Below are 22,719 nucleotides of genomic sequence, written 5' to 3' on the forward strand. Positions count from 1 at the left end.
CGTGCGCATCGTGATCGCCGAGGACGACGCCCTGCTGCGGGAAGGCCTGACGCACCTGTTGCGTGCCGAGGGCATGGAGGTCACCTCCGCCGTCGACAACCCCGATGACCTGCTGGCCGCGCTCGCCGCGGACCTGCCGGACATCGCGGTCGTCGACGTCCGGATGCCGCCGACGTTCCGCGACGAGGGCCTGCGCGCCGCGGTCCAGGCCCGCAAGCAGTGGCCCGGTCTCGCGGTGCTCGTGCTGTCGGCGCACGTCGAGGAGAGCTACGCGACCGAACTGCTGGCCGACGGCGCGGGCGCGGTGGGCTACCTCCTCAAGGAGCGGGTGGGCAAGGTCGCCGACTTCCTCGACGCGCTGGAGCGGGTCGCCGCGGGCGGCACGGCGATGGACCCCGAGGTGGTCGGCCAGCTCCTGGTGCGCCGCCGCTCCGACGACCCGCTGCAACGCCTGACGCCCCGCGAGCGCGAGGTGCTGGGGCTGATGGCCGAGGGCCACTCCAACGCCACGATCGGCAGCACGCTGGTGATCAGCGACGGCGCGGTCCACAAGCACATCGGCAACATCTTCACCAAGCTCGGCCTGCCGACCACGGACGCGGGGCACCGCAGGGTGCTCGCCGTGCTGGCGTACCTGAAGGCGTAGCCCCGCGGCGGGTCAGGTGAGCGAGGCGCGGCGGCGCACCCTGGCCACCGCCACGTACAGGTGGCAGCCGACGCACACCCCGAAGACCGCGTTCAGCAGTGCCGCGGCCAGCGCCAGCGCCGTGGCCGTCGTGCCCAGCGCGACCGACCCCGTGGCGTAGCCGACGGCGCCCACCACGGCGAAGGCGCACCCGACGCCCTGGGAGAACCGGAGCGGCCCCTCGCTCTCCATCCCGGCGGGCGGGGGGAGCCGCGACTGGAGCGTCCGCCGGTAGGCCACCCCGTACGGGTTGAGCTGGAGGCCGAACACCGCGCACAGCCCGAAGAGGAACGCCTGGGCGAGCAGCACCCTCGGGCTCTCGGCGACCAGCCCGACGGCCAGCACCACGCTCGTCATGGCCGCGGTGAACCGCACGCCCCTCGGGTCGACGCCGCGGGCGGGCTCGCGCACTTCTCGATCGGCCATGACGCAAACCAATCCCGGTCGCGGTCCACCAGTCAAGATCGAATCGGATACTTCGCCCGATCGGTCGACCTGTCCCCCGGCTGTCACAAAGCTGTCCGAAAACACCGGACCACCCGAACCCGCCCCCCTTGCCCGACGGCACCGCAACCGCGGATATCGACGAGCAGGTGAAATCATGAATGGCCGAGTCATCCCATGTTCGCTCCTCCTCGAAAGACCCGTCTCAATTCCTCCAGCCACCCTTCGCCATTCCCGCCAAGCAGGACAGAAGTGACATCACCGCACTACAGCGGGATGAAACGTTTCTGGATCGCTTACTCAACAGCAGAGAGAAAACCGAAGATGTTTTCGAAAAATCGCTTCCGACACCCGAGACGAGGCCTACACTCGACCCCGCCGATCACGTCCGCTATTCAACGCGATTGGGAATCGCACAGGGACGAAGAATTCACGAATGGCACAGGATAAGCAGTCAGCGGCACACGGGGACCGAGATGCGGATCGACATGGTGGCGGCGTCGTGGGAGAACGACCCCGTCGAGCAGAGGGCGCACGTGGCGGGGCTGGCGGGCGCGCTGAGCGGGCACGGGCACGACGTCACGCTCTACACCCGGTGCGACTCCCGCGCCCTGCCCGAACGCCGCCGCACCCAGCACGGCTACGACGTCGTGCGCGTCCCGGTGGGTCCGACCGCGCCGCTGCCCAAGGCGGAACTGCTCCAGCACCTCGACGGGATCGCGGCGTACCTCGACCGCGAGTGGGACGAGCGGACCCCCGACGTCGTGCACCTGCACTCCTGGATGTCCGGCCTGGCCGTGCGCGACTCCCGCGCGCCGCTCGTGCAGTCGTTCCACGCGCTCAAGGTCGTCGAGGACCGCTTCCAGCGCTCCACCGGCTCCGCGGGCCGCTGGCGGATGGCCCTCGAACGCCTGATCGCGATCTCCGCCGACCACGTCATCGCGGCCAGCAACGACGAGCTGGACGAGTTGGAGCGGATCGGCGTGCCCCGCTCCCGGATGTCGCTGGTGCCGTGGGGCCTCGACCCCGACCAGTTCCGCCCGGACGGCCCGATCGCCTCCCGCGGCCACCGGTCCAGGGTGCTCGCGATCGGCGAGGTGGTGCCGCGCAACGGGTTCCACACCGCCATCGACGCGATGACCGTCGTCCCCGGCGCCGAACTGGTGATCGCCGACCCGGTCCGGCGCACGGCGCCCCGGGTCAACCCCGAGGTCGGCAAGCTGGTCAAGTACGCCGAGAAGCGCTCCGTCGCGCACCGGGTTCGGTTCACCGGCGAGGTGACGACCACGGCGATGCCCGCACTGCTGCGCTCGGCCGACGTCGTGGTGTGCGCGCCCTGGTACGAGACCTCCGGCATCACGTCGCTGCGGGCGATGGCGTGCGGCATCCCGGTCGTCGCGGCGAAGGTGGGCGCGCTGGTGGACACCGTCGTCGACGGCCTCACCGGCGTCCTGGTGCCACCGCACGACCCCGTCGCGCTCGGACGGGCGGTGCGCGACCTGCTGTCGAACCGGCTGCGGTGCCAGTTCTACTCGATCGCGGGCACCGACCGGGTGCGGGCCTACCACTCCTGGGACCACGTCGCGGCGGAAACGGTGCGGGCCTACCGCCAGGCAGCCGCGCCGAACTCGGCGGCGGCCGAGGGGACCGGCTGACCGGCCCCCAACCCCGCGGTAACACTGCGCGATCTATCCATCACGCAGGGACAAGGGGGCGAACATAACGGATCGATAACACCGAGAACACGGTTGAGGTACGTCGAACCGACTGTCCGTATGCCCCTCTGAGCGGGTCGTCGAACGCCGCGCTCGAAGCACCCCGACGACAGAGGTGAGCAGCAGATGAGCCGGACCGGTGGGCGGCACCAGATCTCCCGCAGAACGAAGTTCGCCACGTTCGGCGCGGCCGTGGCGATCGCGGCCGGTGCCGTGGTCGTGGTCACGACCACCGGCGACGACGAGGCCTACGCGGACGGGGTGGACAGGTCCCTGTTCGTCGACATCACCAAGGTGAAGCCGAACGTCAAAGCCGTCCAGAAGCAGGGCAACGCGTCCAGGGGCACGTTCACCGTCAACTGCGGCACGAACAAGAACGGCCACTTCAACGGCGACAACTTCATCGCCGCCCCCGGTGTCGAGAACGGCGCCCAGCACCTCCACGACTACGTCGGCAACCTGTCGACGAACGCGTTCTCCACCAACGAGAGCCTGCGCAAGGCCGGTACCACCTGCAAGAACGGTGACAAGTCCGCCTACTTCTGGCCCGTCGTCCGGATCGACACGGAGGACGAGGAGGCCGAGGCGAAGGTCGACCAGAACGCGCCCGCCGCGAACGACCAGGCGGCCATCGCGAACGACGTGGCGGCCAACGAGAGCGCGGCGCCGCTGCCCGAGAGCGCGACCGCGACCGCGAACCCGCCCGCCAAGGTCGAGGAGCGCAAGGAGCAGGCCGCCGCCGACAAGAAGGACAAGGAAACGCCCCGCGTGGTGTGCCCGGACGTCGCCAGCAAGCTGGAGGACGTGCCCGACGCCGCCGTGCAGGAGGTGTCCAAGCAGCTCGCCGAGGTCGACAAGATCACCGAGGACGCGGACAAGAAGCTCGCCGCCGAGGCCGCGGGCGCGCCCGTGGTGAGCCAGGCCGAGGCCGCGGAGGTCCTCGCCCCGGTGGCCGACCAGCGCCAGGCCGCCCTCGACAAGATCATCGAGGAGCTGAAGAAGCTCAGCGACCAGGTCGCCAACCTCCAGAAGCAGATCGACGAGCTGAAGAAGCTCGGCGAGTGCGGCATCAAGGACGAGAACAACCCCGCCCCGGTGCCGGACGGTTCCGAGAACAGCGAGAAGCCCCCGGCCCAGACCCCGCCCGCCGCGGACGAGGACGAGAACAACGAGCTGCCCGGCAACGACGGCGTGATCCAGCGGCCGGAGAAGGCCGAGATCACCTTCCGCGGCAGCCCGGTCGGCAAGGTCACCGCGATGCCGAAGTTCCTCCGCGTGCTCTACGGCGACGCCAAGATCTCCATCAACGGCACCAAGAACGCCCGCGACTCGTGGACCTGCTCCGGCTTCGAGGACAAGGTGCAGATCAAGGAGTACCCGATCTGCCCGCGGGGCGCGAAGGTCAAGCGCATCCACGACTTCCCGAGCTGCTGGGACGGCAAGAACACCGACTCGGCCAACCACCGCACGCACATCGTGTTCCCGGACCCGAACACCGGGAGGTGCGGCCAGGGCTTCAAGGCCGTTCCCCAGCTGCGCATCACCCTGACCTACAACATCCCCAGGGACGTGCAGCGCAAGGGCCAGTACAAGGTGGACGCGTTCCCGACCGAGAACCACAACCCGGTCAGCGACCACGACGACTTCGCGAACGTCATGTCGCAGAGCATCATGAACCGCCTCGTGTGGTGCGTGAACCGCGGCAAGACCTGCCGGGAGTAGCGAGCACGGCGTGAACGACGACGAGGGCCACCCCGCGACCGGGGTGGCCCTCGTCGCGTCGGGGGGTCAGTTCATCTTGGACAGGATCATGTGGTTCCACCACAGGTCCAGCTTGTCCAGGGCCTCGTTCGTGGTCGCCTTGGACGAGACGAGCTGGCCGATGGTCAACGTCTTCGAGTCGACCCACCAGAGCTGACCGGTGCCGTCCTTGACGAAGCACGTGGTGAACTCGCCGGGCAGCGGTCCCGCCTCGGTGCGCCAGATCTCCGCGTAGTGCAGGGGCTGCGTCACCGGGCGGCAGCCGCCCTGCTCGTCGATCCGCGGCAGGTTGTTGTCCTGCACCAGCTTGAGGAAGTACGCGTCCTGCGCGGCCCGGTCGGCGAACAGCCGGAACACCGCCCGCTCCGGCGGCGGGACGTAGCCGTCCACGCCGTTGGCCTCGGTGCACTCGACGGTCGCCAGCTCGCCGCCCCCGCCGTTCTCCTCCTCGACGCACGTGGGGTTGCCGACGTAGGACGTCGGCAGCACGGCCTGGAGCGCGGCGACCGACGGGTTGGGCGGCGGCGGTGGCGACGTCGTGGTCGGCACCGCCGAGGTCGTCGGCGTGGCCGAGGTCGTGGTGGACGACGTCGGCGCGTCCGAGGACCGGCCGGACGCCTGGCCGCCCTCCTTGTCCTTCAACACCACCAGCGAGACCACGACCGCGGCGATCACGAGGACCGCGCCGACGGCTCCGACGAGCACCGCCCGGTCGCGGCTCGACGGACCGGGCCGGGTCGGGGGCCCCGGCGGCGCGGGCGACCACGGCGGCGGCGTCGGCGGGCGGAGCTGCCCGTGCGGCGGCGTCGGGAACTGCTGCCCCCGCGGCGGGGTCGGGAACTGCTGCTGCCCGTGCGGCGGCGTCGGGACCGGGGGCTGGAACCGCGGCGCGACGGGCTGCCCACGGGGCGGGGTCGACACCGGCGGGGCCGCGGGCGCCTGGTCGAGCGCCGCCGCGGCGGCGGCGGCGAGCGCCCCGGCGGTCGGGTAGCGCTGGGCCGGGTCCTTCGCCATCCCCCTGGTGATCACGTCGTCCAGGGCGGGTGGGACGGCCGGGTGCGTCTGGGACGCGCGCGGCGGCGGTTCCTGCATGTGCGCCCAGATCTGGGCGGCGGTGGTGTCCGCGGTGAACGGGCGGCGGCCGGTGACGCTGGTGAACAGCACGCAGGCCAGCGCGTAGACGTCCACGCGGCCGTCGACCGGGCCGCCGCTGAACCGCTCGGGCGCCATGTAGTCGAGCGTGCCGACGACGTCGCCGGACGCGGTGAGGTGGGTGGCCGTCGGCGACGAGCTGCGGGCGATGCCGAAGTCCACCAGGTACACGAAGTCACCGGCGGCGACCAGGATGTTCGACGGCTTGACGTCGCGGTGCACCAGGCCGTCGGCGTGCGCCGCGTCCAGCGCGCTGGCGACCTGCTCGACGATCCGCACGGCGCGGCGGGCGTCCACCGGACCGGTGATCAGGTCGGTGAGGTCACGACCCTCCACCAGCCGCATGTCCAGGTACAGGTGGCCGTCGATCTCGCCGTAGGCGTGGATCGGGATCACGTGCGGTTCGCGCAGCCGGGCGACGATCTTCGACTCGGCGCGGAACCGGGCCCGGTAGTCGGCGTCGGCGTTGAACTGCGCCGACAGCCGCTTCAACGCCACCACGCGGTCGTGGACGGTGTCGTAGGCGCGGTGCACCTCGCCCATGCCGCCGCGACCGAGCAGCTCCTCGATGCGATAGGGCCCGAAGGTCTCCGCCGCCATCGCTCTCCCGGATCTCTCGTCGTCCACCACACCGCATCGACGCAGATGGTAACCGCGCGGTTCCCCCGGAAGGCGCACGCCGGACGGCACTACGATCACGGTGGCGAGCCCCCGAGCTGCGAGGAGACGACCATGTCCGGTGTCGCGGTGGTGACGGGCGCGGGGTCCGGGGTGGGTCGCGCGGTCGCGCGGGACCTGCTGGAGGCGGGCTACCGGGTGGCGCTGGCCGGGCGGCACGCCGACACCCTCGCCGAGACCGCGACCGGCGACGACGTGCTCGTGGTCCCCACCGACACCAGGGTCGAGGAGGCCGTCGTGGCGCTGTTCGCCGCGGTGCGCGAGCGGTGGGGCCGGGTGGACGTGCTGTTCAACAACGCGGGCACGAACGTGCGCGCGACCCCGGTCGAGGACTTCTCGCTCGGGCAGTGGTCCAAGGTGGTCGACACGAACCTGACCGGCACGTTCCTGTGCGCCCGCGAGGCGTTCCGGACCATGCGCGACCAGGACCCGCGGGGCGGGCGGATCATCAACAACGGCTCGGTGTCGGCGTACGCGCCCCGGCCGGACGCCATCGCCTACAACGCGACCAAGCACGCGATCACCGGCATCACGAAGTCGCTGTCGCTGGAGGGCCGCCGGTACGGCATCGCGTGCGGGCAGATCGACATCGGCAACGCCGCGACCCCGTTGACCGAGCGGATGGGCCAGGGCGTGCTCCAGGCCGACTTCACCACCGCGCCGGAGCCGACGATGGACGTGGCGGACGTCGCGACCGCCGTGCGCTACATGGCCGGGCTGCCGCTGGAGGCCAACGTGCAGTTCATGACCGTGATGGCGACCGCGATGCCGCTCGTGGGCCGCGGCTGACTCAGAGCGGCACGCAGGTCAGCGCGACGGCCTTCGGCGCGACCCCGGTGCCGACCATGCCGAAGGTGGTCGACCGGTCGACCTCGATCCGCCCGTTGTAGTCCGCGTTCACCGCGCGCACGGTCCGCCCCCGCTGGGTGACCGCGGCGTCCCAGGAGTTCTCGATCCGCTGGTCGCCGGGGAACGTCCAGTCGACCGCCCACCCCCTGACCGCCTGCCCGCCCGAGTTGGTGATCTTGACGGTCGCCTTGAACCCCTGCGGCCAGCTCTCGTCCACCGCGAGGCTCGCCGTGCAGCCCGCCGGCCCCTGCTGGGCGAGCTGCTCGGCGACGGTCACCTCGAACTCGTCGACCGAGTTGCCCGCGCCGCCGCGCCACAGGTCGAACCCCGCCTCGACGCCGACGAGGTACCAGTCCGGCTTGATCCACGCCCGGCTCGCCGCGTCCTTCCCGAACGCGCGGATGTCGAGGTCCCGCACCGAGGTGACGTCACCGACCCGCTCGTAGGTGATCCGGTTGAGCCCCTGCGCCCTCTCGAACCAGACGTCCCAGCTGGCACCGGAGATCGGCATCCCGCCTGCCACCATCATGCCCGCGGGCCGCGCGTCGCCGTTCGCGCGCAACCAGATCGCCAGCTCGGCCCCGTCGGGCCGCCCGGCCACCTCAGGCCCGCTGTGGAACCAGGCCGTGTAGGCCGCGGCGTAGTCGCCGTCCTCGGCCTGGGTGGTGACCAGGCTGCTGGTCAGCTCGGGCATCCGCGACACCTGCACGGGCAGGCCGCCGCCCTCCGAGCAGACGGTCCCGTGGCAGCCCTTGAGCAGCGACGGCGAGGCGGCGGGCGGCCCGCCGACCGGCAGGTGGTGCTCGGCGCTGTCGACGCGCAGCGCCCGGTCGCCGACCGTGACGCACTGCGCGGTGTCGGCGCCCGTGACGTTGTTGCCCGCCAGGTAGCCCCCCTCCCCCGCGGGCGCGACGTCGTTCTTCCCGCACAACTGCGTTCCAGCGGCCGTCGACGGCAGCGCCGCCAGCAGCACCAACCCCACGGCCGCGGCCAGCACGGCACCACCCACACCGATGGCCGCGATCGTGAGTGACACCCGGAAGGCCAACTGCGCCAACGGATTGCTCATCTGCGCGCTCCTCGGAAGATCCGCATCGTGCCCATCTGGGGAATACGGGTGGACCGCGCGGCCGGTTCAAGCGGGGAGGACGGGCCGGTGCCGCACAGGGCGCTCTCGACGAACGCACAGGGCCCGCACAGCCGCCGCCGTGAGGGTGGTGGTCACAGCCGATCACGAGGAGCGCACGATGACGACCCCCACCGAGCAGGTCCCCAGCGGCCAGGTCCCCGTCGAGCCCGGCGGGCGGCGGCCGTCGCGGTCGCGCACGGGGCTCGCCGCCGCGGCCGTCGCGCTCGCCGTCGCGGGAGGCGGCGCGGCCGTCGTGCACGCGGCGGGCGGGGCGGCGGGCACGGCGGCGGACGTCGTCGAGAGCGACACGGTCACCGTCGTGGCCACCACGTCCGGTGGCACGGCGACCGCCGTGCGGATCTCCGAGACCGCCTGACGCCGAATTCGGTCGCGCCGGACGGGCGCCTCGGGAGAGGATTCGCCGGTCGGTCGGCGGATGAGGAGCGGTGATGGCGGAGCACACCTACCGGGTCATGGTGCGGGGTCGGTTCACCGACCTCGACGAGGCCGGGCGAGCGCGGCTGCTCGCGGAGGTGGACGAGCACGGGCTGCTCACCAACGGGTTCTCCGAGGCGGGGTCGCTGGCCTACGACCGGACGCTGGACTTCTTCAGCTTCCGGATCCAACTGCGGGCGCCCGTGGAGCAGAACGACCGGGCGGTGTGCGACCGCGGGCTGGCCGCGGCGGCGCGCGCGGTGGACGGGCTGGGCGTGGACTTCCGCGACCTGAAGGCCTCTGCCACGGACATGGACCTGGTGAAGGTCCGCCGCAAGTAGCGGGCCGCGGTCGTCGGGGAGCCGCGCGTCACAGCGCGGTCAGGACGGCGGGCCCCCGCGCGGCACACCCGTCACAGCACGGTCGAGACGGCCGGGCCCACGCGCAGCACCCCGTCGCAGCGCACCGGACGCAGGCACCGCACGTCACAGCACGGTCAACACGGCCGGGCCCACGCGCAGCACCCCGTCGTCCAACGGCTCGCAGCGCACCCCACCGCGGCCCCGCAGCGCCCGGTGCGCGCCGGGCGCCAGCACCGCGTCCATCCAGCCGCACGGGCTGGCCGGGCGGTGTGCCTGGAAGCGGACCGGGCCGTCGCCGGAGTCGAGGCTGAACAGCGCGCCGCTCCTCGCCCGCCCGGCGGCGAGGCCGTCGACCGGGAACCCGCGCAGCACGACGTTGCGCCTGGGCAGCAGCGGGTTCGGCACGGCGGACAGGCCCAGTTTCGCGGTGATCGCGTCGAGCGACTCCACGGCGAACACGCTCACCGAGGCCTTGCGGTGCGCGGGCCGCGCGTAGTACCGGTCCCCCACCAGGCCGAGGCCCGCGCGCACCTCCACCCGGTCGCGCGACCCCAGCAGCGGATCGGTCGTCGGGCCGTCCTGCGGACGGCCTTCGAAGGCGTGCACCGGTGACACCAGCAGGGCGATGACCTGGACGTCCACCCGATCGACGGTACACACGTAAGCTCGGTGGCGTGCGAACTCGGCCGACGTTGAGCTGGACGGCGACGGGCGCCCCCCTGCCCCGCACCACCGACCTGGACGAGGTCGTCGAGACCGTCGCCCGCGGGCGCGTGGTCGTGCTCAGCGGGGCGGGCCTGTCCACGGAGTCCGGCATCCCGGACTACCGGGGCGAGGAGGGCAGCCTCCGCCGCCACACCCCCATGACCTACGAGGAGTTCGTCGGCAGCCCGGCGGGCCGCAGGCGCTACTGGGCCCGCAGCCACCTCGGCTGGCGCACCATCGCCCGTGCCGCTCCGAACGCGGGCCACCGCGCCGTCAGCGCGCTGCGCGCGAGCGGCCACCTGTCCGGGATCATCACGCAGAACGTCGACGGCCTGCACCAGGCCGCGGGCGCGCCGGACGCCGTGGAGCTGCACGGCAGCCTCGACCGGGTGATCTGCCTCGACTGCGGCGGCACCAGCCCGCGCGAGGACCTGGACCGCAGGCTGCGCGCGGCCAACCCGGCGTTCGAGGGCACCGCGACGCGGATCAACCCCGACGGCGACGTGGAGCTGGCCGCCGACGTGGTCGCGACCTTCCACCTCGTGGCGTGCGGGGCGTGCCGCACCGGGGTGCTCAAGCCGGACGTGGTGTTCTTCGGCGAGAACGTCCCGCGCGCCCGCGTCGAGCGGTGCTACCGGCTGGTCGACGAGGCCGACGCCGTGCTGGTGCTCGGCTCCTCGCTGACCGTCATGTCCGGCCTGCGGTTCGTCCGGCACGCCGCCAAGGAGGGCAAGCGGGTCCTCATCGTCAACCGCGGCGAGACGCGCGGCGACGCGTGCGCCGCGGTGCGGGTCGACCTGCCGCTCGGCCAGGCCCTCACGGAGCTGACCGAGCGGCTGGGCGTCGCCACCGGCTGAGCTACCCGCTGAACGCCTTCTCCCGGTCCTGCTCCTCGGTCGTCTCGGTGATCCGGCCGACGGCGTAGCGCAGGGTCGGCGGCGCCATCAGCGACGTCACGACGGCCACCAGGATGATGATCGTGTAGGTCTCGGTGGTCAGGACGCCGAGGCGCAGGCCCACCATCGCGACGACGACCTCCACGACACCGCGGGCGTTGAGCCCGGCGCCGAGCGCGAGGCCCTCCCAGTGCGTGAGCTTGCCCGTGCGGGCGCCGATGTAGGCGCCGATGAACTTGCCCCCGATCGCCACCGCGAGCACCAGGACGGCCGCGCCCAGCACAGCGGGCTCGCGCAGCGCGGTCAGGTCCATCCGCAGACCGGCCGTGGCGAAGAAGATCGGGGCCAGGACGGCCATGACGAACGTCCGCAGCGGCGCGAGCTTCGTGCGGTCGAGCAGGCCGGACGAGCTGAGCAGCACACCGCAGACGAACGTGCCCAGGATCGGTTCGAGGCCGAGCGCGTGGGTGCCCGCCGCGGACAGGACGAGCAGCAGCACGACGACGGCGACGGTCACGCCGGGGTCGCTGGACCTGTTCGCGTACTCCAGGCTCTTGCGCACCAGCGGCCTGCCGATCAGCAGGGCCACCACCGCCACCACGAGGAGGCAGCCGACGGTGAACAGCACCAGGCCCGCGCGCAGGCCCGTGGTCGCCATCGCCGAGACGATCGAGAGCAGCGACCAGCCGACGATGTCGTCGACCGCCGCCGAGCTGATGATCAGCTGGCCGATGTTGCGGTGCAGCAGCCGCATCTCCAGCAGGGTCTTCGCGATGACCGGGATCGCGCTCACGCACATCGCCACCCCGAGGAACAGCGCGAAGACGTCGCGCTCCGTCCCCTCGGCGATCAGCGACGTCGGCAGCACCATCCCGACGGCGAAGCCGAGGCCCAGCGGCACGAGCAGCCCGCCCGTGCTCACCCACGCGGCCGTCTTGCCCTTGCGCCGCACCAGGCCGAGGTCGATGTGCATGCCGGTCAGGCCGACCAGCAGCAGCACGCCGAGCTGGCCGACGGCGTCGAGCAGGTGGATCTGCTCGGGGTTGGTGGGCAGCAGCCACGCCGACAGCGCGGGGAGGGCGTGCGCGAGCAGCGACGGCCCCAGCAGCACGCCCGCGGCCAGTTCGCCCACCAGCGCGGGCATCTTGACCCTGATCGCGAGCCTGCCCAGGAGGAACGCGGTGCCGAGCAGCAGGGAGACCTGGAGCAGGAACACCAGCATCTGGTGCGCTCCGATGGGGCTGACCGGTGCGGCGAGGACCGTCATCCGGGTTCTCCTTCGGTGTGTGCCGTGGACTCCGCACGACCGTCTCACCCCGGTACCACCAGCCCGGCCACGACACTGCGGGACTCCGCCGCGCGACCGGCGTTCACCTGCGGCACTCCGAAGTGGACTCCCGTGCTCGCCGCGCGAGCGCCGACCACCGGCACCGTCCGACCTACAGCCCGGTCCACTCCTTCGAGCGGGCCAGCAGGCTCCGGTGCACGAGCGCGACCGACGGGTTGGCCAGCGCTCCCGCCCTGGTCGCCAGGTACAGCGTGTTGAGCGGGCGCACCGCGGGCTGGTGCAGCAGCTCCACCGAGCCCGCGGCGAGCGCCGGTTCGGCCAGGTAGCGGGGCAGGGCGGTGACGCCCGCGCCCGCGACGACGGCCGCGAGGACGGCCCGCAGGTCCGGCACGGTGACGGCGACGTGGTTGGGCGGGCGGCGGCCGAACTCGCCGCGCCAGTAGCGCCGGATGATCGGCAGCTCCTCCGCGTAGGCGACCAGCGGCAGGTGGGCGAGGGCCTTGACGGGGTCGGCGGCGAGCCGTTCCCGGTCCACGGTGCGGGCCAGCGCGGGCGGCGCGACCAGCACGAACTCCTCGTCGACGAACGGGGTCGCGACGAGCGTGCGGTCGGTGGGCCGGACGGCCGAGACGACCACGTCGAGCCGGGCGTTCGCCAGTGCGGCCAGCAGGTCGTCGGCCAGGCCGAGGGTGACGCGCAGGCGCAGGCCCCTGGTCGTGAGCGGGACGAGGGCGGGCAGCACCCGCGCCGACACGAGTTCGGCGGGCCCGGCCAGGTGCACGGCCCCCGCGTACGCCTCCTGGTCGTCGGTGTCGCTCAGCGCGGACCGCAGCTGGTCGACGTGCGGCCCGACGCGCCGCGCCAGCTCGTCGGCCCGTTCGGTGGGCGTCACGCCCCGGCTGGACCGGGTGAACAGCGGCTCGCCCAGGTCGCGTTCGAGCCGCGCGAGCTGGCCGCTGACCGCGGGCTGGGTCAGGCCGCGGCGGGCGGCGGCCGAGGTGAGGGAGCCGCCGCGGTAGATCTCCAGGAACGTCGCGAGCAGGTCGAGGTCGGTCACCGCACCAGCCTCCAGTCATAAGAAATCTGATGATCCACGAAAAGGTACCGGACTACTGGTGATGGCAGGGTGGTTGACGTCAGCAGATCCGGTCGATCCGAGTGGAAGAGGAAGAGCATGACGAAGGCACTGATGGTCGTGTCCGGCGCCGACGCGCTGGTGCTGGCGGACGGCACGAGCCACCCGACCGGCTTCTGGGCGGAGGAGGTCGTCGAGTCGTTGCGCGTGCTGCGGGAGGCGGGCGTCGAGGTGGCCGTCGCCACGCCCGGCGGCGTGCGGCCGACCGTGGACGCGGCGAGCCTGGAGGGCAACGACTTCGGCGCGGCCGTGGACGCGATCGCCGACGAGCTGGCCTCGCCGCTGGTGCTGGCGGACGTGGACGCGGCGGACTTCGACGCGGTGTACCTGCCCGGCGGGCACGGTCCGATGGCGGACCTGGCGGTCGACGGGGCCCTGGGGCGGCTGCTGGTGCGGTTCGAGGCCGAGGGCAAGGTCGTCGCGGCCCTGTGCCACGGTCCGGCCGGGCTGCTCAGCGCGGTGCGCGAGGACGGCGCGTTCGCGTTCGCGGGCCGCGAGCTGACCGTGTTCACCGACGAGGAGGAGCGCCAGGGAGGCCTCGACGTGCCCTACTCCGTCGAGGCGCGGCTGCGCGACCTCGGCGCGCGGGTGGCGGCGGGCCCGGCGTGGAGCAGCACCGTGGTCGTCGACGGGAACCTGGTCACCGGCCAGAACCCGCAGTCCAGTGTGGACACCGCGAGGCAGGTGGCCGGACTGCTGGCCCGGCGCGGCTGACCGGCGTTCCTACAGCTCGATCTCGTGGTGCCTGCTCGCCAGCGTGGACGCCAGGTCGGCCAGCTTCACGTTGAGGCTCTGCGACGTCGTGCGCAGCACGTCGAACGCCTCGTCGGCGGTGATCCCCCTGCGGTGCATCAGGATCCCCTTGGCCTGGCCGATCACGTCGCGCGTGTCGATCGCCTTGCGGAGCTGGGCCACGTCCAGGTCGGCGTTCGTGCGGGCGTTCGTGGCGGCCAGGGCCAGCGAGGCGTGGGTGGCGAGCAGCAGCGCGGTGGTGCGGTCCTCCGGCCGGAAGCCGTGGGTCTTGCGGGAGTACAGGTTCAGCGCTCCCGTGAGCTGCGGCGGCCGGGCCTCGGGCAGCAGGGCCGTGGACAGCAGCGACCCCATGCCCCGCGCGGCCGCGGCGGGACCGAACCTCGGCCAGTTCGGGTCGTTGGCCAGGTCGTCGCTGCAGGCGAGCGCGGGGCCGGGCATCCGGGCGGCGTCCACGCAGGGCCCCTCCCCGGTCGCGTACTGCACCTGGTCGAGCTCGTAGCCGATCGAGTCGGTCTCGGTGGGCGTGTGGAACGTGCCGTCGGGGTCGCGCATCGTCACGCTGGCCACGTCGACGGCGGGGATGGCCCTGGTGCACGCCACCAGGATCCGGTCGAGCACCTCGCCGAGCGTCTCGGCGTCCAGCAGCGACCGGGTCAGGGCGGTGAACTGCTCCACCAGCGGGCTGCTGGACGGGGAGTCGTCGGCGACCGGGGTCGGGTGCTGTTCGGCGACCCGGCGGGCGTCCTCGACGAAGCGGTCCTTGTCGCCCGCCCAGTCCTGTTCGTCGGCCATCTGCCGGGCCCTCCTCGTCGGATCGCACAGACCGGTCGGGCCCGGCGCGCACCAGCACCGCGTCGAGCCCGACCGACCGGGGCGTCGATGGCGCTGTCTGTTCAACGCGCGACCACCCGCGTCGGAAACCGGGGCGGTCACCCGCCTCCGGAGATTGTCACGCCTGGCCGGATCTGGCCACCGGGATGCCGGTCGTGGGGCGGTGGAGGTCGTCCAGCGCGGCGGTGAGGCTCGGCCGGATGGTCAGCCGCGCGTCCACACCGGTCACCTGGAGCGGGCGCAGCACGACGTGCCGGTGGGCCACGACGACGAACCGGATGCCGCGCAGCTCGGCGCGCTGGGCGGCCTCCAGGACGATGGCGATGCCGTTGGACCCGAAGAACTCGACACCGGACAGGTCGAGCACCAGGGCGGCGGGCTTGGCGTCGACCGCCGCGAGCGCCTTGGCCCTGGTGGTCTGCGCGGTGGTGGCGTCGATCTCACCGGTGAGCGCGAGCACCGACACGTCGTCGGGCAGGAGCGCGGTGGAGGTGGGAGTGGTCGGCGAGGCCTGCTTGGGCATGGGAAGTCCTCTCCACGAAGCAGAGAGAGACCAGCCGAGCTAGCTGTTGAACCCGAACCAATCTCGAACGCGCGAACGATGGTTCGCCTCGATAACGATACGAGGATCTGAAGGGGACGGCAACCCGGGAGCGTTCCCCACCCGTTCGGCGCGTCCCGGTCCGGCGGTTACGATGAGCGTCGCCGGTTGAGACACCAGCCGCGCGGACCGCAGTCGCCCACCGCGACGCGCATCCCGCGTGGATCGTGTCGCCGTCGCCACGGGAGTCGTCGAACAGTGACGGACCACCAGGACTCGTCTGCCCGGCGGCTGTTCGCCGGGCCGGGCGACACCCTCGCGAGACACCGGGCGCTCGACTGGTCGGCCACCCCCCTCGGCCCCGTCGACACCTGGTCGGTGGAGCTGCGCTCGGCGATCCGCACGGTCCTGCCCTCGCGCATCCCGATGCTGCTGTGGTGGGGGCCCCGGATGATCCAGATCTTCAACGAGGCCTACACACCGGTGCTGGGCGGCAAGTACCCCGAGGCCGTCGGCCAGCCGGGCGCGGAGTGCTGGCCGGAGGTGTGGGAGGAACTGGGGCCGATGGCGGAGTCCGCGCTGGCGGGCGGCGTCACGCACCTGGAGAACCACCTGCTGTACATGCGCAGGCACGGCTACCTGGAGGAGACGTACTGGACGTTCTCCTACAGCCCGGTGCACGCCGAGGACGGCTCGGTCGCGGGGATCTTCGTGGCGACGTCCGACGTGACGGCCCGCGTGCTCGGCGACCGCCGCCTGGAGGTGCTGCGGCGGCTCGGCACCGTGTCGGTCGCCGACGCCGCCACGGCGGCGGACGCCTGCCGGGCCGTGGTCGACGTGCTGGCGGGCAGCCCGCAGGACCTGCCGTTCGCCGAGATCCACCTGGGCGGCGCCGCCGGGCTCGTGCTCGTGGCGTCCTACGGCGACGCCGACGGCGTGGACGGCGAGGTGGTCGGGCGGGTCGCCGCGACGGGGAGCGCCGAGCGGACCGGAGCGGTGGCCGTCGTCCCGCTGCGCGGGGTCGGCGGGGTCCTCGGGGTCGTGGTGCTCGGGCTGAGCCGGTACCGCGAGTACGACCACGCCTACGCGACGTTCGTCGACCTGGTGGCCGCGCGGGTGGGCACCGCGCTGGGTGACGCCGTGGCCTACGGGGCCGAGCGCGACCGGGCGCGGGCGCTGGTCGACCTGGACGCCGCCAAGAGCCGGTTCTTCCAGAACGTCAGCCACGAGTTCCGCACGCCCCTGACGCTGCTGCTGGCGCCGCTGCGGAGCCTGCTGGACGACCACGCCGACGCGCTGCCCGAGGCCCAGCGGGAGGCGATGGCGGCGGCCCACCGCGCCGCGCAGCGGCTGCGGCTGCTGGTGGACGCCCTGCTCGACGTGGCCAGGTCGGAGTCCGGCAGGCTGCGCGCCCAGCCGGAGCCGACCGACGTCGCCGCGCTGACCGCCGAGTGCGCGGGCATGTTCACCTCGGTGGCCGACAACGCGGGCCTGCGGCTCGTGGTGGACCTCGACCCGGTGGGCGTGGTCGCGCTCGACCAGGAGATGTGGGCCCGCGTGGTGCTGAACCTGCTGTCGAACGCGCTGAAGTTCACCCCGGAGGGCTCGATCACGCTGGCGCTGCGCACCACGGGGACCGACCTCGTCCTGAGCGTCACCGACACCGGTGTCGGCATCCCGGTGAGCGAGCAGGAGCGGGTCTTCGAGCGGTTCCACCAGGTCGAGGGGATCACCGGCCGCAGCCGGGAGGGCACCGGCATCGGGCTCTCGCTGGTCGCGGACCTGTCCGCGGCGATGGGCGGCACCACCACCGTCGAGAGCGCGCCGGGGGTCGGCAGCACGTTCACCGTCACGGTTCCGCTGCGCCCGTCCGAGACCGGTTCCGGGCGCACCAGCCCCGCGGTGGCCGAGCTGGGCGCCGCGTTCGCGGGCGAGGCCCGGCAGTGGGACTCGTCCGCGGTGTCCACACCGGACGACTCGGGCAGCCGCGTCCTGCTGGTGGAGGACAACGCGGACATGCGCGACCACCTGGTGCGGCTGCTCGCCGGGCAGCAGTGGTCGGTCGACGCGGTCGGCGACGCGGACTCCGCCCTCCGGCAGGCCCGCGACAAGCGGCCCCACCTGGTGCTCAGCGACGTGATGCTGCCCGGCCGCGACGGCCTGTCGCTGCTGGCCGACCTGCGCGCGGACCCGGACCTCGCCCGCGTCCCGGTCGTGCTGCTGACCGCCCGCGCGGGCTCGGAGTCCACGGTGGAGGGATTGCGGCTCGGCGCGGACGACTACGTGGTGAAGCCGTTCGACCCGGTCGAGCTGGTCGCGCGCGTCCGCGTGCACCTGGAGCTGTCGCAGCTGCGCGAGGCGCTGATCGTCGCCGGGGAGCACCGGGTGAGCACCCTGCGCCGAGCGCTCGACACGCGCGACACGATCAGCCAGGCCGTGGGCATCACGATGGCGTTGAACCGGTGCGACGCCGCCACCGCGTTCGACCGGCTCGCGGCGACGTCGAAGAACCGCAACGTGAAGGTGCGCGACCTCGCGGTGGAGGTCGTGGAGCGGTTCACCACCGGCATCTCCTGACGGCCCGACACCGATCTGTCCGGTCGTGTCGCTTCTTGTCCGGTTGTGTCGATGACACGTAACAGGTCTGGACCATACGCTGAGTGCTCCGCTGCCACGTCGAGGAGGACGAGCCGAGGAGAGTCTGGCGTGAAGGCAACAACAGTCCGGTGGGCGGTCACCGCGGTGGCAGCGCTGTCCGCGGCACTCATCAGCTCCCCGGTGTCGGCGCAGCCGGCCCCGGCACCCGACCCGGTCCAGGCCAGGATGCTCGCGCAGCAACCGCTGATCGCGGCGGCGGACATCGTCAAGGCGGAGGCCGAGGACGTCACCGGCTTCGCGGGCCTCGTGCTGGAGGACTCGCACGTCGAGCTGTGGTGGAAGGGCGACGTGCCCGACTCCGTGGCCGCGGTGGTGAAGCGGGCGTCCGAGGTGGCGCCGGTGCGCGTCTCCCCCGCCGCGCACACCAACGCCGAGCTGCGGGAGGCGGCGAAGACCGTCGAGGCGAGCCGGGGGCCCGGGTCGCCGGTGCACGCGGTCAAGATCCCCGCCGACGGCAGCGGACTGGTGCTCGGCACCTACCCGTGGAGCGACGCGGGGGCGTTCACCTCCGCGCTCGACCCGGGCGTTCCGGTGTCCGTGGTCCGCGAGGAGCCGCTGCGGCCGGTGTCGCGGCGCAACGACGGCCCGCCGTGGAAGGGCGGCGCGACCATCGTGCTCGGCAACGCCGCCTGCACCTCCGGTTTCGCGGTCCGCAACGGCAACAACGACCGGTTCCTGCTCACCGCGGCGCACTGCGGCAACCCCGGCCAGCGGGTGACCGACCCGACGGGCGAGTACATCGGCACCGTGAGCGTCGAGCACTCCGACCACGACATCATGCTGATCCCCACCGGCAACGTGACGAGCCAGCTGTACGTGGGCGGCGGCGACAGCAACTCGGTCGAGGCCGTGCGCGGCTGGGGTGACGTCTACACCAACGAGATCCTGTGCCAGTCCGGTGTCACGAGCGCCGGGGCGACCGGCGGCGCCGTGTGCAACATCAAGGTCCTGTTCTTCTACTCCGACCGCGAGGACCTGGTGGAGGGCGAGCAGCTCAACGGCCAGCCCGCCGCGCGGCCCGGTGACAGCGGCGGCCCGGTCTACGGCCCGTCGTCCGCGGGCGGCGTGATCGCGAAGGGCACGGTGACGCGCACGGCGGGAGCCCGCATCGGGTTCCAGGACTTCCGCACGGCGAACCGCGACTTCGGCGTGTACATGCCGTAGCCGCACCGGGACCGGGGGATCCGCGCGCCGAGCGGTTCCCCCGGTCCGGGGAGCGACCTCCCCCGAACCGCTCCGCCGGGCTTGCGCTCGTCCCTACAGTGGTTCGCGCGATCTTGTCCCGCGCCACCGACCACCGAGGACGCCGACCATGCGCGTTGCCCGCACCACGAGCAGGGTCGCCGCGACGGCCGCCGCCGCGCTCCTGCTCGTCGCCGCCCCACCCGCGCTCACGGTGGCCGAGTCGGCGCCGACGAACGCCGTGCCGCCGCCGGTGGACCGCGACCTGCTGCCGGTGTCCGTGACGCCGAGGGCCGACCTCACCTACGCGCAGTCCAAGCCCTGCAAGGCTTCCGCCGCCGAGGACCAGACGCTCACGGCCAAGCCGCACGCCCAGCTCGTGCTGCGCCTCGACGACGCGCACCGGTTCGCCACCGGCAAGGGCGTGAAGATCGCGATCATCGACACCGGCGTCCGCCCGCACGCGCGGCTCGGCGACCGCGTGGAGGCGGGTGGCGACTTCGTCGTGACCTCCGACCGGGGCCTCGTCGACTGCGACGGCCACGGCACCGAGGTGGCGGGCGTCGCGGCGGCGAGCCGCGACCCGCGGACCGGGTTCGTCGGCGCCGCACCGGACGCCACGATCCTGTCCATCCGCCAGACGAGCGGCTTCTACGAGGCCGAGAACCCCGGCCCCGACGGCCGCACGACCCCCGGCGGGGTCCTCACGCTGGCCCAGTCCATCGTGCACGCCGTCGACCGCGGCGCCGACGTCATCAACATCTCGCTCACCTCGTGCACCAGGCCGAAGAGCCCCGGCCCCGGCGAACGCGCGGTGCAGGCCGCGATCGACTGGGCCGTCAACACCAAGGACGTCGTGGTCGTCGCCGCGGCGGGCAACCTGGGCCCCGAGGGCAAGGGGTGCGCCGCGCAGAACGACAACCCCGACGCCGAGGACGTCCAGGTCGTCGCGTCCCCGCCGTGGTACCGCGACGACGTGCTGTCCGTGGCGTCGGTGGACCGCCAGGGCAGGCCGTCGACGTTCAGCGTGTGGGGCCCGTGGGTGAGCATCGCCGCGCCCGGCGAGGAGATCACGACCGTGGACGCGCAGGGCGAGGGCCTCACCGACGTCTCCATCGCCGAGGACGGCAAGGAGGGGGCCATCCAGGGCACCAGCTTCGCCGCGCCCTACGTCGCGGGCGTCGCCGCGCTGGTGCGGGAACGCCACCCCGAGCTGACCGCGCGCCAGGTGGTGCGGCGCCTCACGTCCACCGCGCAGCACCCCGGCAACCAGGACGGCCGCGACCGCAAGGTCGGCGCGGGCGTGGTCGACCCGATCGCGGCGCTCACGGCCGAGCTGCCGCTGGAACGACCGGGCGCCCAGCTCCCCGAACTGCCGCCGCTGGTGACCGACCTCGGCAGCCGCGAGGCCCCGGACCGGACCCCGCTGGTGGTCGCGCTGGCCGGGAGCGGCACGGCCGCGGGTCTGCTGCTGCTGGCCCTGTTCGTCGTGCGCACGACCCGCCGAACCCGCTCGCCCCGAGGCTGACCGGGCCCTGAACCCCGGCCCGCTTCCGCACCGCGCAGACCCGCGCGCCCCGAAACCAACCGAACCCGACCCGCTTCCCCACCGCACCACCAGGCAAGCCCTTACCGCGAGCCGCCGTGCCCAGGCTTCCGGCGGCCCGCCGCCCGAACCGGGCAGCCGCACCCGGCCCCAAGAAGGTCTAGACAAGTCATCCCTTACATCGTGACTTGATTAAAGACATGCAGTAACGTCGCCCGCAGCCGCCGCCCGAGCGAAGGGAAGTGTCGATGAGGACACGAGCACTCGCGTTCGCTGGCTCGTGGGTCCCCCCGCCCTCCTGAGGGGTTCGCCGACTCAGCACCACCCGACCGGTTCCGCGGCACGACCGCGCGGACCGGCGCTCGCCGACCCCGTGCGACGCAGCCACCCTGCCGCGCCCCGCACGACCCCCGCCCCACCCGAACCGCGCTTCGCGAACCCACCGCGTCGCGCGGGGCTCCTATCCTGAAAGCGAGCCGTCCATGCAGTCATCCACGTCCAGGAGCCGTCTCCGGAAGCGCCTCGGCGCCGTCGGCGTCGCACTGGCCACCCTCGCGACCGGCATCACGGTCGCGGTCGTCGGCAGCACGGCCGCCGAGGCCACGGTCCTGCCGAACGGCTTCCGCAGCGTCGGCTACATGCCGTCCTGGTCGGGCAACGTCAACGCCATCCAGTACTCCAAGCTGACGCACATCAACTACTCGTTCGCCCTGCCGAACTCCAACGGCTCGCTCCAGGCCATCCCCGACCCCGGCAAGCTCCAGTCGCTGGTGAGCCAGGGCCACGCCAACGGCGTGAAGGTCTCGCTCGCGATCGGCGGCTGGAACGACGGCAACGACTCGGCCTTCGAGGCGCTGGCGGGCAACGCGGGCAGCCGCACGACGTTCGTCAACGCGGTCATGGGCGCCATCAACCAGTACAACCTGGACGGCGTCGACATCGACTGGGAGTACCCGGACCCCGGCCAGTCGGGCAACAACTACACCGCGCTGATGCAGCAGCTCAGCAGCGCGCTGCACGCGCAGGGCAAGCTGCTCACCGCGGCGGTGGTGTCGGAGGGCGGCACCGCGAACGGCGTCCAGCCCGCGGTCTTCAGCGCCGTCGACTGGCTCAACATCATGGCGTACGACGGCGGCAGCCCCCACGCCAACTACGACTGGTCGATCGCGTCGGTCAACTTCTGGAAGAACCGCGGCCTGCCCGCCAACAAGGCGGTGCTCGGCGTCCCGTTCTACAGCAGGCCGACCTACCTCACCTACGCCGACCTGGTGTCGCGCGACCCGGCCAACGCCAACCGCGACTGCACCACCATCAGCGGCGTGCAGCAGTGCTACAACGGCATCCCGACGATCAAGCGCAAGACCCAGTGGGCCATGGCCAACGCGGGCGGCATCATGAACTGGGAGCTGTCCCAGGACACGACCGGCTCCACCTCGCTGGTCAGCGCCATCTACGACACGGTCACCGGCGGCACCACCCCGCCCGTCGGCGGCAAGACCGGCCCCATCACCGGCATCGCGTCCAAGTGCGTCGACGTGGCGGCGGCGAACAGCGCGAACGGCACCGCGGTCCAGCTCTACACCTGCAACGGCAGCACCGCGCAGAGCTGGACGGTCGGCACGGACACCACGATCCGCGCACTGGGCAAGTGCCTCGACGTGACGAGCGCGGGCACCGCCAACGGCACGCCGATCCAGCTGTGGGACTGCAACGGCACCGGGTCGCAGAGCTGGCAGGCCCAGTCGAACGGCACCCTGCGCAACCCCGCGTCGGGCCGCTGCCTCGACGTGACGGGCAACAGCTCGGCGGACGGCGCCCGGCTCCAGATCTGGGACTGCTTCGGCGGCGCGAACCAGGTGTGGCGGCTCCCCGCCTGATCCGATCCCGCGGAACGCCCGGCCGCTCGCGCCGCGGCCGGGCGTTCCGCATTCACGAACGGCGTCCGGTCGGTCCGTTCCGGACATCAACACCGGG

General features: G+C 72.7%; 20 protein-coding genes. 12 read left to right on the forward strand and 8 right to left on the reverse strand.

Annotated features, from left to right (window positions below):
- Position 1 precedes the first annotated feature (1 nt).
- The gene (locus tag AC156L_RS19325) at positions 2 to 646 is read left to right on the forward strand and encodes a response regulator transcription factor (RefSeq protein ID WP_330883175.1); all 645 of its coding nucleotides are present in this window, start codon (positions 2 to 4) and stop codon (positions 644 to 646) included.
- 12 nt (positions 647 to 658) lie between these two features.
- Here the strand turns inward: AC156L_RS19325 and AC156L_RS19330 are convergent, their stop codons facing one another.
- Positions 659 to 1,111 carry a DUF4395 domain-containing protein gene (locus AC156L_RS19330; RefSeq protein ID WP_330883173.1) on the reverse strand — a complete coding sequence of 151 codons (453 nt, stop codon included), beginning with the start codon at positions 1,109 to 1,111 and terminating at the stop codon, positions 659 to 661.
- A 494-nt stretch (positions 1,112 to 1,605) separates the two neighbouring features.
- Between AC156L_RS19330 and AC156L_RS19335 the strand changes: the two genes are divergently transcribed.
- Both AC156L_RS19335 and AC156L_RS19340 read left to right on the forward strand, forming a co-directional pair.
- Positions 1,606 to 2,784, forward strand: a complete 1,179-nt coding sequence (locus AC156L_RS19335) for a glycosyltransferase (RefSeq protein ID WP_330883171.1) — start codon at positions 1,606 to 1,608, stop codon at positions 2,782 to 2,784.
- A 186-nt stretch (positions 2,785 to 2,970) separates the two neighbouring features.
- Positions 2,971 to 4,566: a DUF1996 domain-containing protein gene (locus tag AC156L_RS19340; RefSeq protein WP_330883170.1), complete on the forward strand. Its 1,596-nt coding sequence runs from the start codon at positions 2,971 to 2,973 to the stop codon at positions 4,564 to 4,566.
- A gap of 66 nt (positions 4,567 to 4,632) precedes the next feature.
- Here AC156L_RS19340 and AC156L_RS19345 read toward each other — a convergent pair whose 3' ends face one another.
- Entirely contained in the window at positions 4,633 to 6,357 is a 1,725-nt protein-coding gene (locus AC156L_RS19345) for a serine/threonine-protein kinase (RefSeq protein WP_484407129.1), read from the reverse strand.
- A 132-nt stretch (positions 6,358 to 6,489) separates the two neighbouring features.
- Here AC156L_RS19345 and AC156L_RS19350 point away from each other — a divergent pair, with 132 nt between their 5' ends.
- A complete protein-coding gene (locus tag AC156L_RS19350; protein ID WP_330883166.1) occupies positions 6,490 to 7,224 on the forward strand; it encodes an SDR family oxidoreductase in 735 nt (244 codons plus the stop codon).
- Position 7,225: 1 nt separating this feature from the next.
- Here AC156L_RS19350 and AC156L_RS19355 read toward each other — a convergent pair whose 3' ends face one another.
- Positions 7,226 to 8,353, reverse strand: coding sequence for a cellulose binding domain-containing protein (locus AC156L_RS19355; RefSeq protein ID WP_330883164.1), 1,128 nt, complete (start codon positions 8,351 to 8,353; stop codon positions 7,226 to 7,228).
- A 178-nt stretch (positions 8,354 to 8,531) separates the two neighbouring features.
- On the opposite strand from AC156L_RS19355, the gene AC156L_RS19360 reads away from it, so the two are divergent.
- Together AC156L_RS19360 and AC156L_RS19365 are read left to right on the forward strand one after the other, a co-directional pair.
- Positions 8,532 to 8,789: a hypothetical protein gene (locus AC156L_RS19360; protein WP_330883162.1), complete on the forward strand. Its 258-nt coding sequence runs from the start codon at positions 8,532 to 8,534 to the stop codon at positions 8,787 to 8,789.
- Positions 8,790 to 8,862: 73 nt separating this feature from the next.
- Positions 8,863 to 9,189, forward strand: a complete 327-nt coding sequence (locus AC156L_RS19365) for a DUF6204 family protein (protein WP_330883160.1) — start codon at positions 8,863 to 8,865, stop codon at positions 9,187 to 9,189.
- 144 nt (positions 9,190 to 9,333) lie between these two features.
- On the opposite strand, the gene AC156L_RS19370 is transcribed toward AC156L_RS19365, so the two are convergent.
- Positions 9,334 to 9,852 (reverse strand): molybdenum cofactor biosysynthesis protein, encoded by a 519-nt coding sequence (locus tag AC156L_RS19370; protein ID WP_330883158.1) that lies wholly within the window; start codon positions 9,850 to 9,852, stop codon positions 9,334 to 9,336.
- A 32-nt stretch (positions 9,853 to 9,884) separates the two neighbouring features.
- On the opposite strand from AC156L_RS19370, the gene AC156L_RS19375 reads away from it, so the two are divergent.
- Positions 9,885 to 10,772 (forward strand): NAD-dependent protein deacetylase, encoded by an 888-nt coding sequence (locus AC156L_RS19375; RefSeq protein WP_330883156.1) that lies wholly within the window; start codon positions 9,885 to 9,887, stop codon positions 10,770 to 10,772.
- Between the two features lies 1 nt (position 10,773).
- On the opposite strand, the gene AC156L_RS19380 is transcribed toward AC156L_RS19375, so the two are convergent.
- A complete protein-coding gene (locus AC156L_RS19380) occupies positions 10,774 to 12,078 on the reverse strand; it encodes a cation:proton antiporter (protein WP_330883154.1) in 1,305 nt (434 codons plus the stop codon).
- A gap of 172 nt (positions 12,079 to 12,250) precedes the next feature.
- Entirely contained in the window at positions 12,251 to 13,156 is a 906-nt protein-coding gene (locus AC156L_RS19385; protein ID WP_330883152.1) for a LysR family transcriptional regulator, read from the reverse strand.
- A gap of 117 nt (positions 13,157 to 13,273) precedes the next feature.
- Here AC156L_RS19385 and AC156L_RS19390 point away from each other — a divergent pair, with 117 nt between their 5' ends.
- Positions 13,274 to 13,948 carry a type 1 glutamine amidotransferase domain-containing protein gene (locus AC156L_RS19390; protein ID WP_330883150.1) on the forward strand — a complete coding sequence of 225 codons (675 nt, stop codon included), beginning with the start codon at positions 13,274 to 13,276 and terminating at the stop codon, positions 13,946 to 13,948.
- A gap of 9 nt (positions 13,949 to 13,957) precedes the next feature.
- Here the strand turns inward: AC156L_RS19390 and AC156L_RS19395 are convergent, their stop codons facing one another.
- On the reverse strand, positions 13,958 to 14,779 hold the full coding sequence (locus tag AC156L_RS19395) for a GAF and ANTAR domain-containing protein (protein WP_330883148.1): 822 nt from the start codon (positions 14,777 to 14,779) through the stop codon (positions 13,958 to 13,960).
- 157 nt (positions 14,780 to 14,936) lie between these two features.
- Positions 14,937 to 15,341 carry an STAS domain-containing protein gene (locus tag AC156L_RS19400; protein WP_330883146.1) on the reverse strand — a complete coding sequence of 135 codons (405 nt, stop codon included), beginning with the start codon at positions 15,339 to 15,341 and terminating at the stop codon, positions 14,937 to 14,939.
- Between the two features lie 276 nt (positions 15,342 to 15,617).
- On the opposite strand from AC156L_RS19400, the gene AC156L_RS19405 reads away from it, so the two are divergent.
- The 4 genes from AC156L_RS19405 (at position 15,618) to AC156L_RS19420 (ending at position 22,622) form a co-directional block, all read left to right on the forward strand.
- A complete protein-coding gene (locus AC156L_RS19405; RefSeq protein ID WP_330883144.1) occupies positions 15,618 to 17,936 on the forward strand; it encodes an ATP-binding protein in 2,319 nt (772 codons plus the stop codon).
- A gap of 129 nt (positions 17,937 to 18,065) precedes the next feature.
- On the forward strand, positions 18,066 to 19,181 hold the full coding sequence (locus AC156L_RS19410; RefSeq protein ID WP_330883142.1) for a chymotrypsin family serine protease: 1,116 nt from the start codon (positions 18,066 to 18,068) through the stop codon (positions 19,179 to 19,181).
- A 148-nt stretch (positions 19,182 to 19,329) separates the two neighbouring features.
- Positions 19,330 to 20,727: a type VII secretion-associated serine protease mycosin gene (mycP, locus tag AC156L_RS19415; protein WP_484407132.1), complete on the forward strand. Its 1,398-nt coding sequence runs from the start codon at positions 19,330 to 19,332 to the stop codon at positions 20,725 to 20,727.
- Between the two features lie 500 nt (positions 20,728 to 21,227).
- Entirely contained in the window at positions 21,228 to 22,622 is a 1,395-nt protein-coding gene (locus AC156L_RS19420) for a glycosyl hydrolase family 18 protein (protein WP_330883138.1), read from the forward strand.
- The last annotated feature ends 97 nt before the right edge of the window (positions 22,623 to 22,719 follow it).

The organism is Umezawaea sp. (assembly GCF_057122925.1).

Bases quoted from the DNA above. Each gene is read 5' to 3' on its own strand.
- AC156L_RS19330 (WP_330883173.1), bottom strand. From the start codon at position 1,111: ATGGCCGATCGAGAAGTGCGCGAGCCCGCCCGCGGCGTCGACCCGAGG.
- AC156L_RS19335 (WP_330883171.1), top strand. From the start codon at position 1,606: ATGCGGATCGACATGGTGGCGGCGTCGTGGGAGAACGACCCCGTCGAG.
- AC156L_RS19340 (WP_330883170.1), top strand. From the start codon at position 2,971: ATGAGCCGGACCGGTGGGCGGCACCAGATCTCCCGCAGAACGAAGTTC.
- AC156L_RS19345 (WP_484407129.1), bottom strand. From the start codon at position 6,357: ATGGCGGCGGAGACCTTCGGGCCCTATCGCATCGAGGAGCTGCTCGGT.
- AC156L_RS19350 (WP_330883166.1), top strand. From the start codon at position 6,490: ATGTCCGGTGTCGCGGTGGTGACGGGCGCGGGGTCCGGGGTGGGTCGC.
- AC156L_RS19355 (WP_330883164.1), bottom strand. From the start codon at position 8,353: ATGAGCAATCCGTTGGCGCAGTTGGCCTTCCGGGTGTCACTCACGATC.
- AC156L_RS19360 (WP_330883162.1), top strand. From the start codon at position 8,532: ATGACGACCCCCACCGAGCAGGTCCCCAGCGGCCAGGTCCCCGTCGAG.
- AC156L_RS19365 (WP_330883160.1), top strand. From the start codon at position 8,863: ATGGCGGAGCACACCTACCGGGTCATGGTGCGGGGTCGGTTCACCGAC.
- AC156L_RS19380 (WP_330883154.1), bottom strand. From the start codon at position 12,078: ATGACGGTCCTCGCCGCACCGGTCAGCCCCATCGGAGCGCACCAGATG.
- AC156L_RS19390 (WP_330883150.1), top strand. From the start codon at position 13,274: ATGACGAAGGCACTGATGGTCGTGTCCGGCGCCGACGCGCTGGTGCTG.
- AC156L_RS19395 (WP_330883148.1), bottom strand. From the start codon at position 14,779: ATGGCCGACGAACAGGACTGGGCGGGCGACAAGGACCGCTTCGTCGAG.
- AC156L_RS19400 (WP_330883146.1), bottom strand. From the start codon at position 15,341: ATGCCCAAGCAGGCCTCGCCGACCACTCCCACCTCCACCGCGCTCCTG.
- mycP (WP_484407132.1), top strand. From the start codon at position 19,330: ATGCGCGTTGCCCGCACCACGAGCAGGGTCGCCGCGACGGCCGCCGCC.
- AC156L_RS19420 (WP_330883138.1), top strand. From the start codon at position 21,228: ATGCAGTCATCCACGTCCAGGAGCCGTCTCCGGAAGCGCCTCGGCGCC.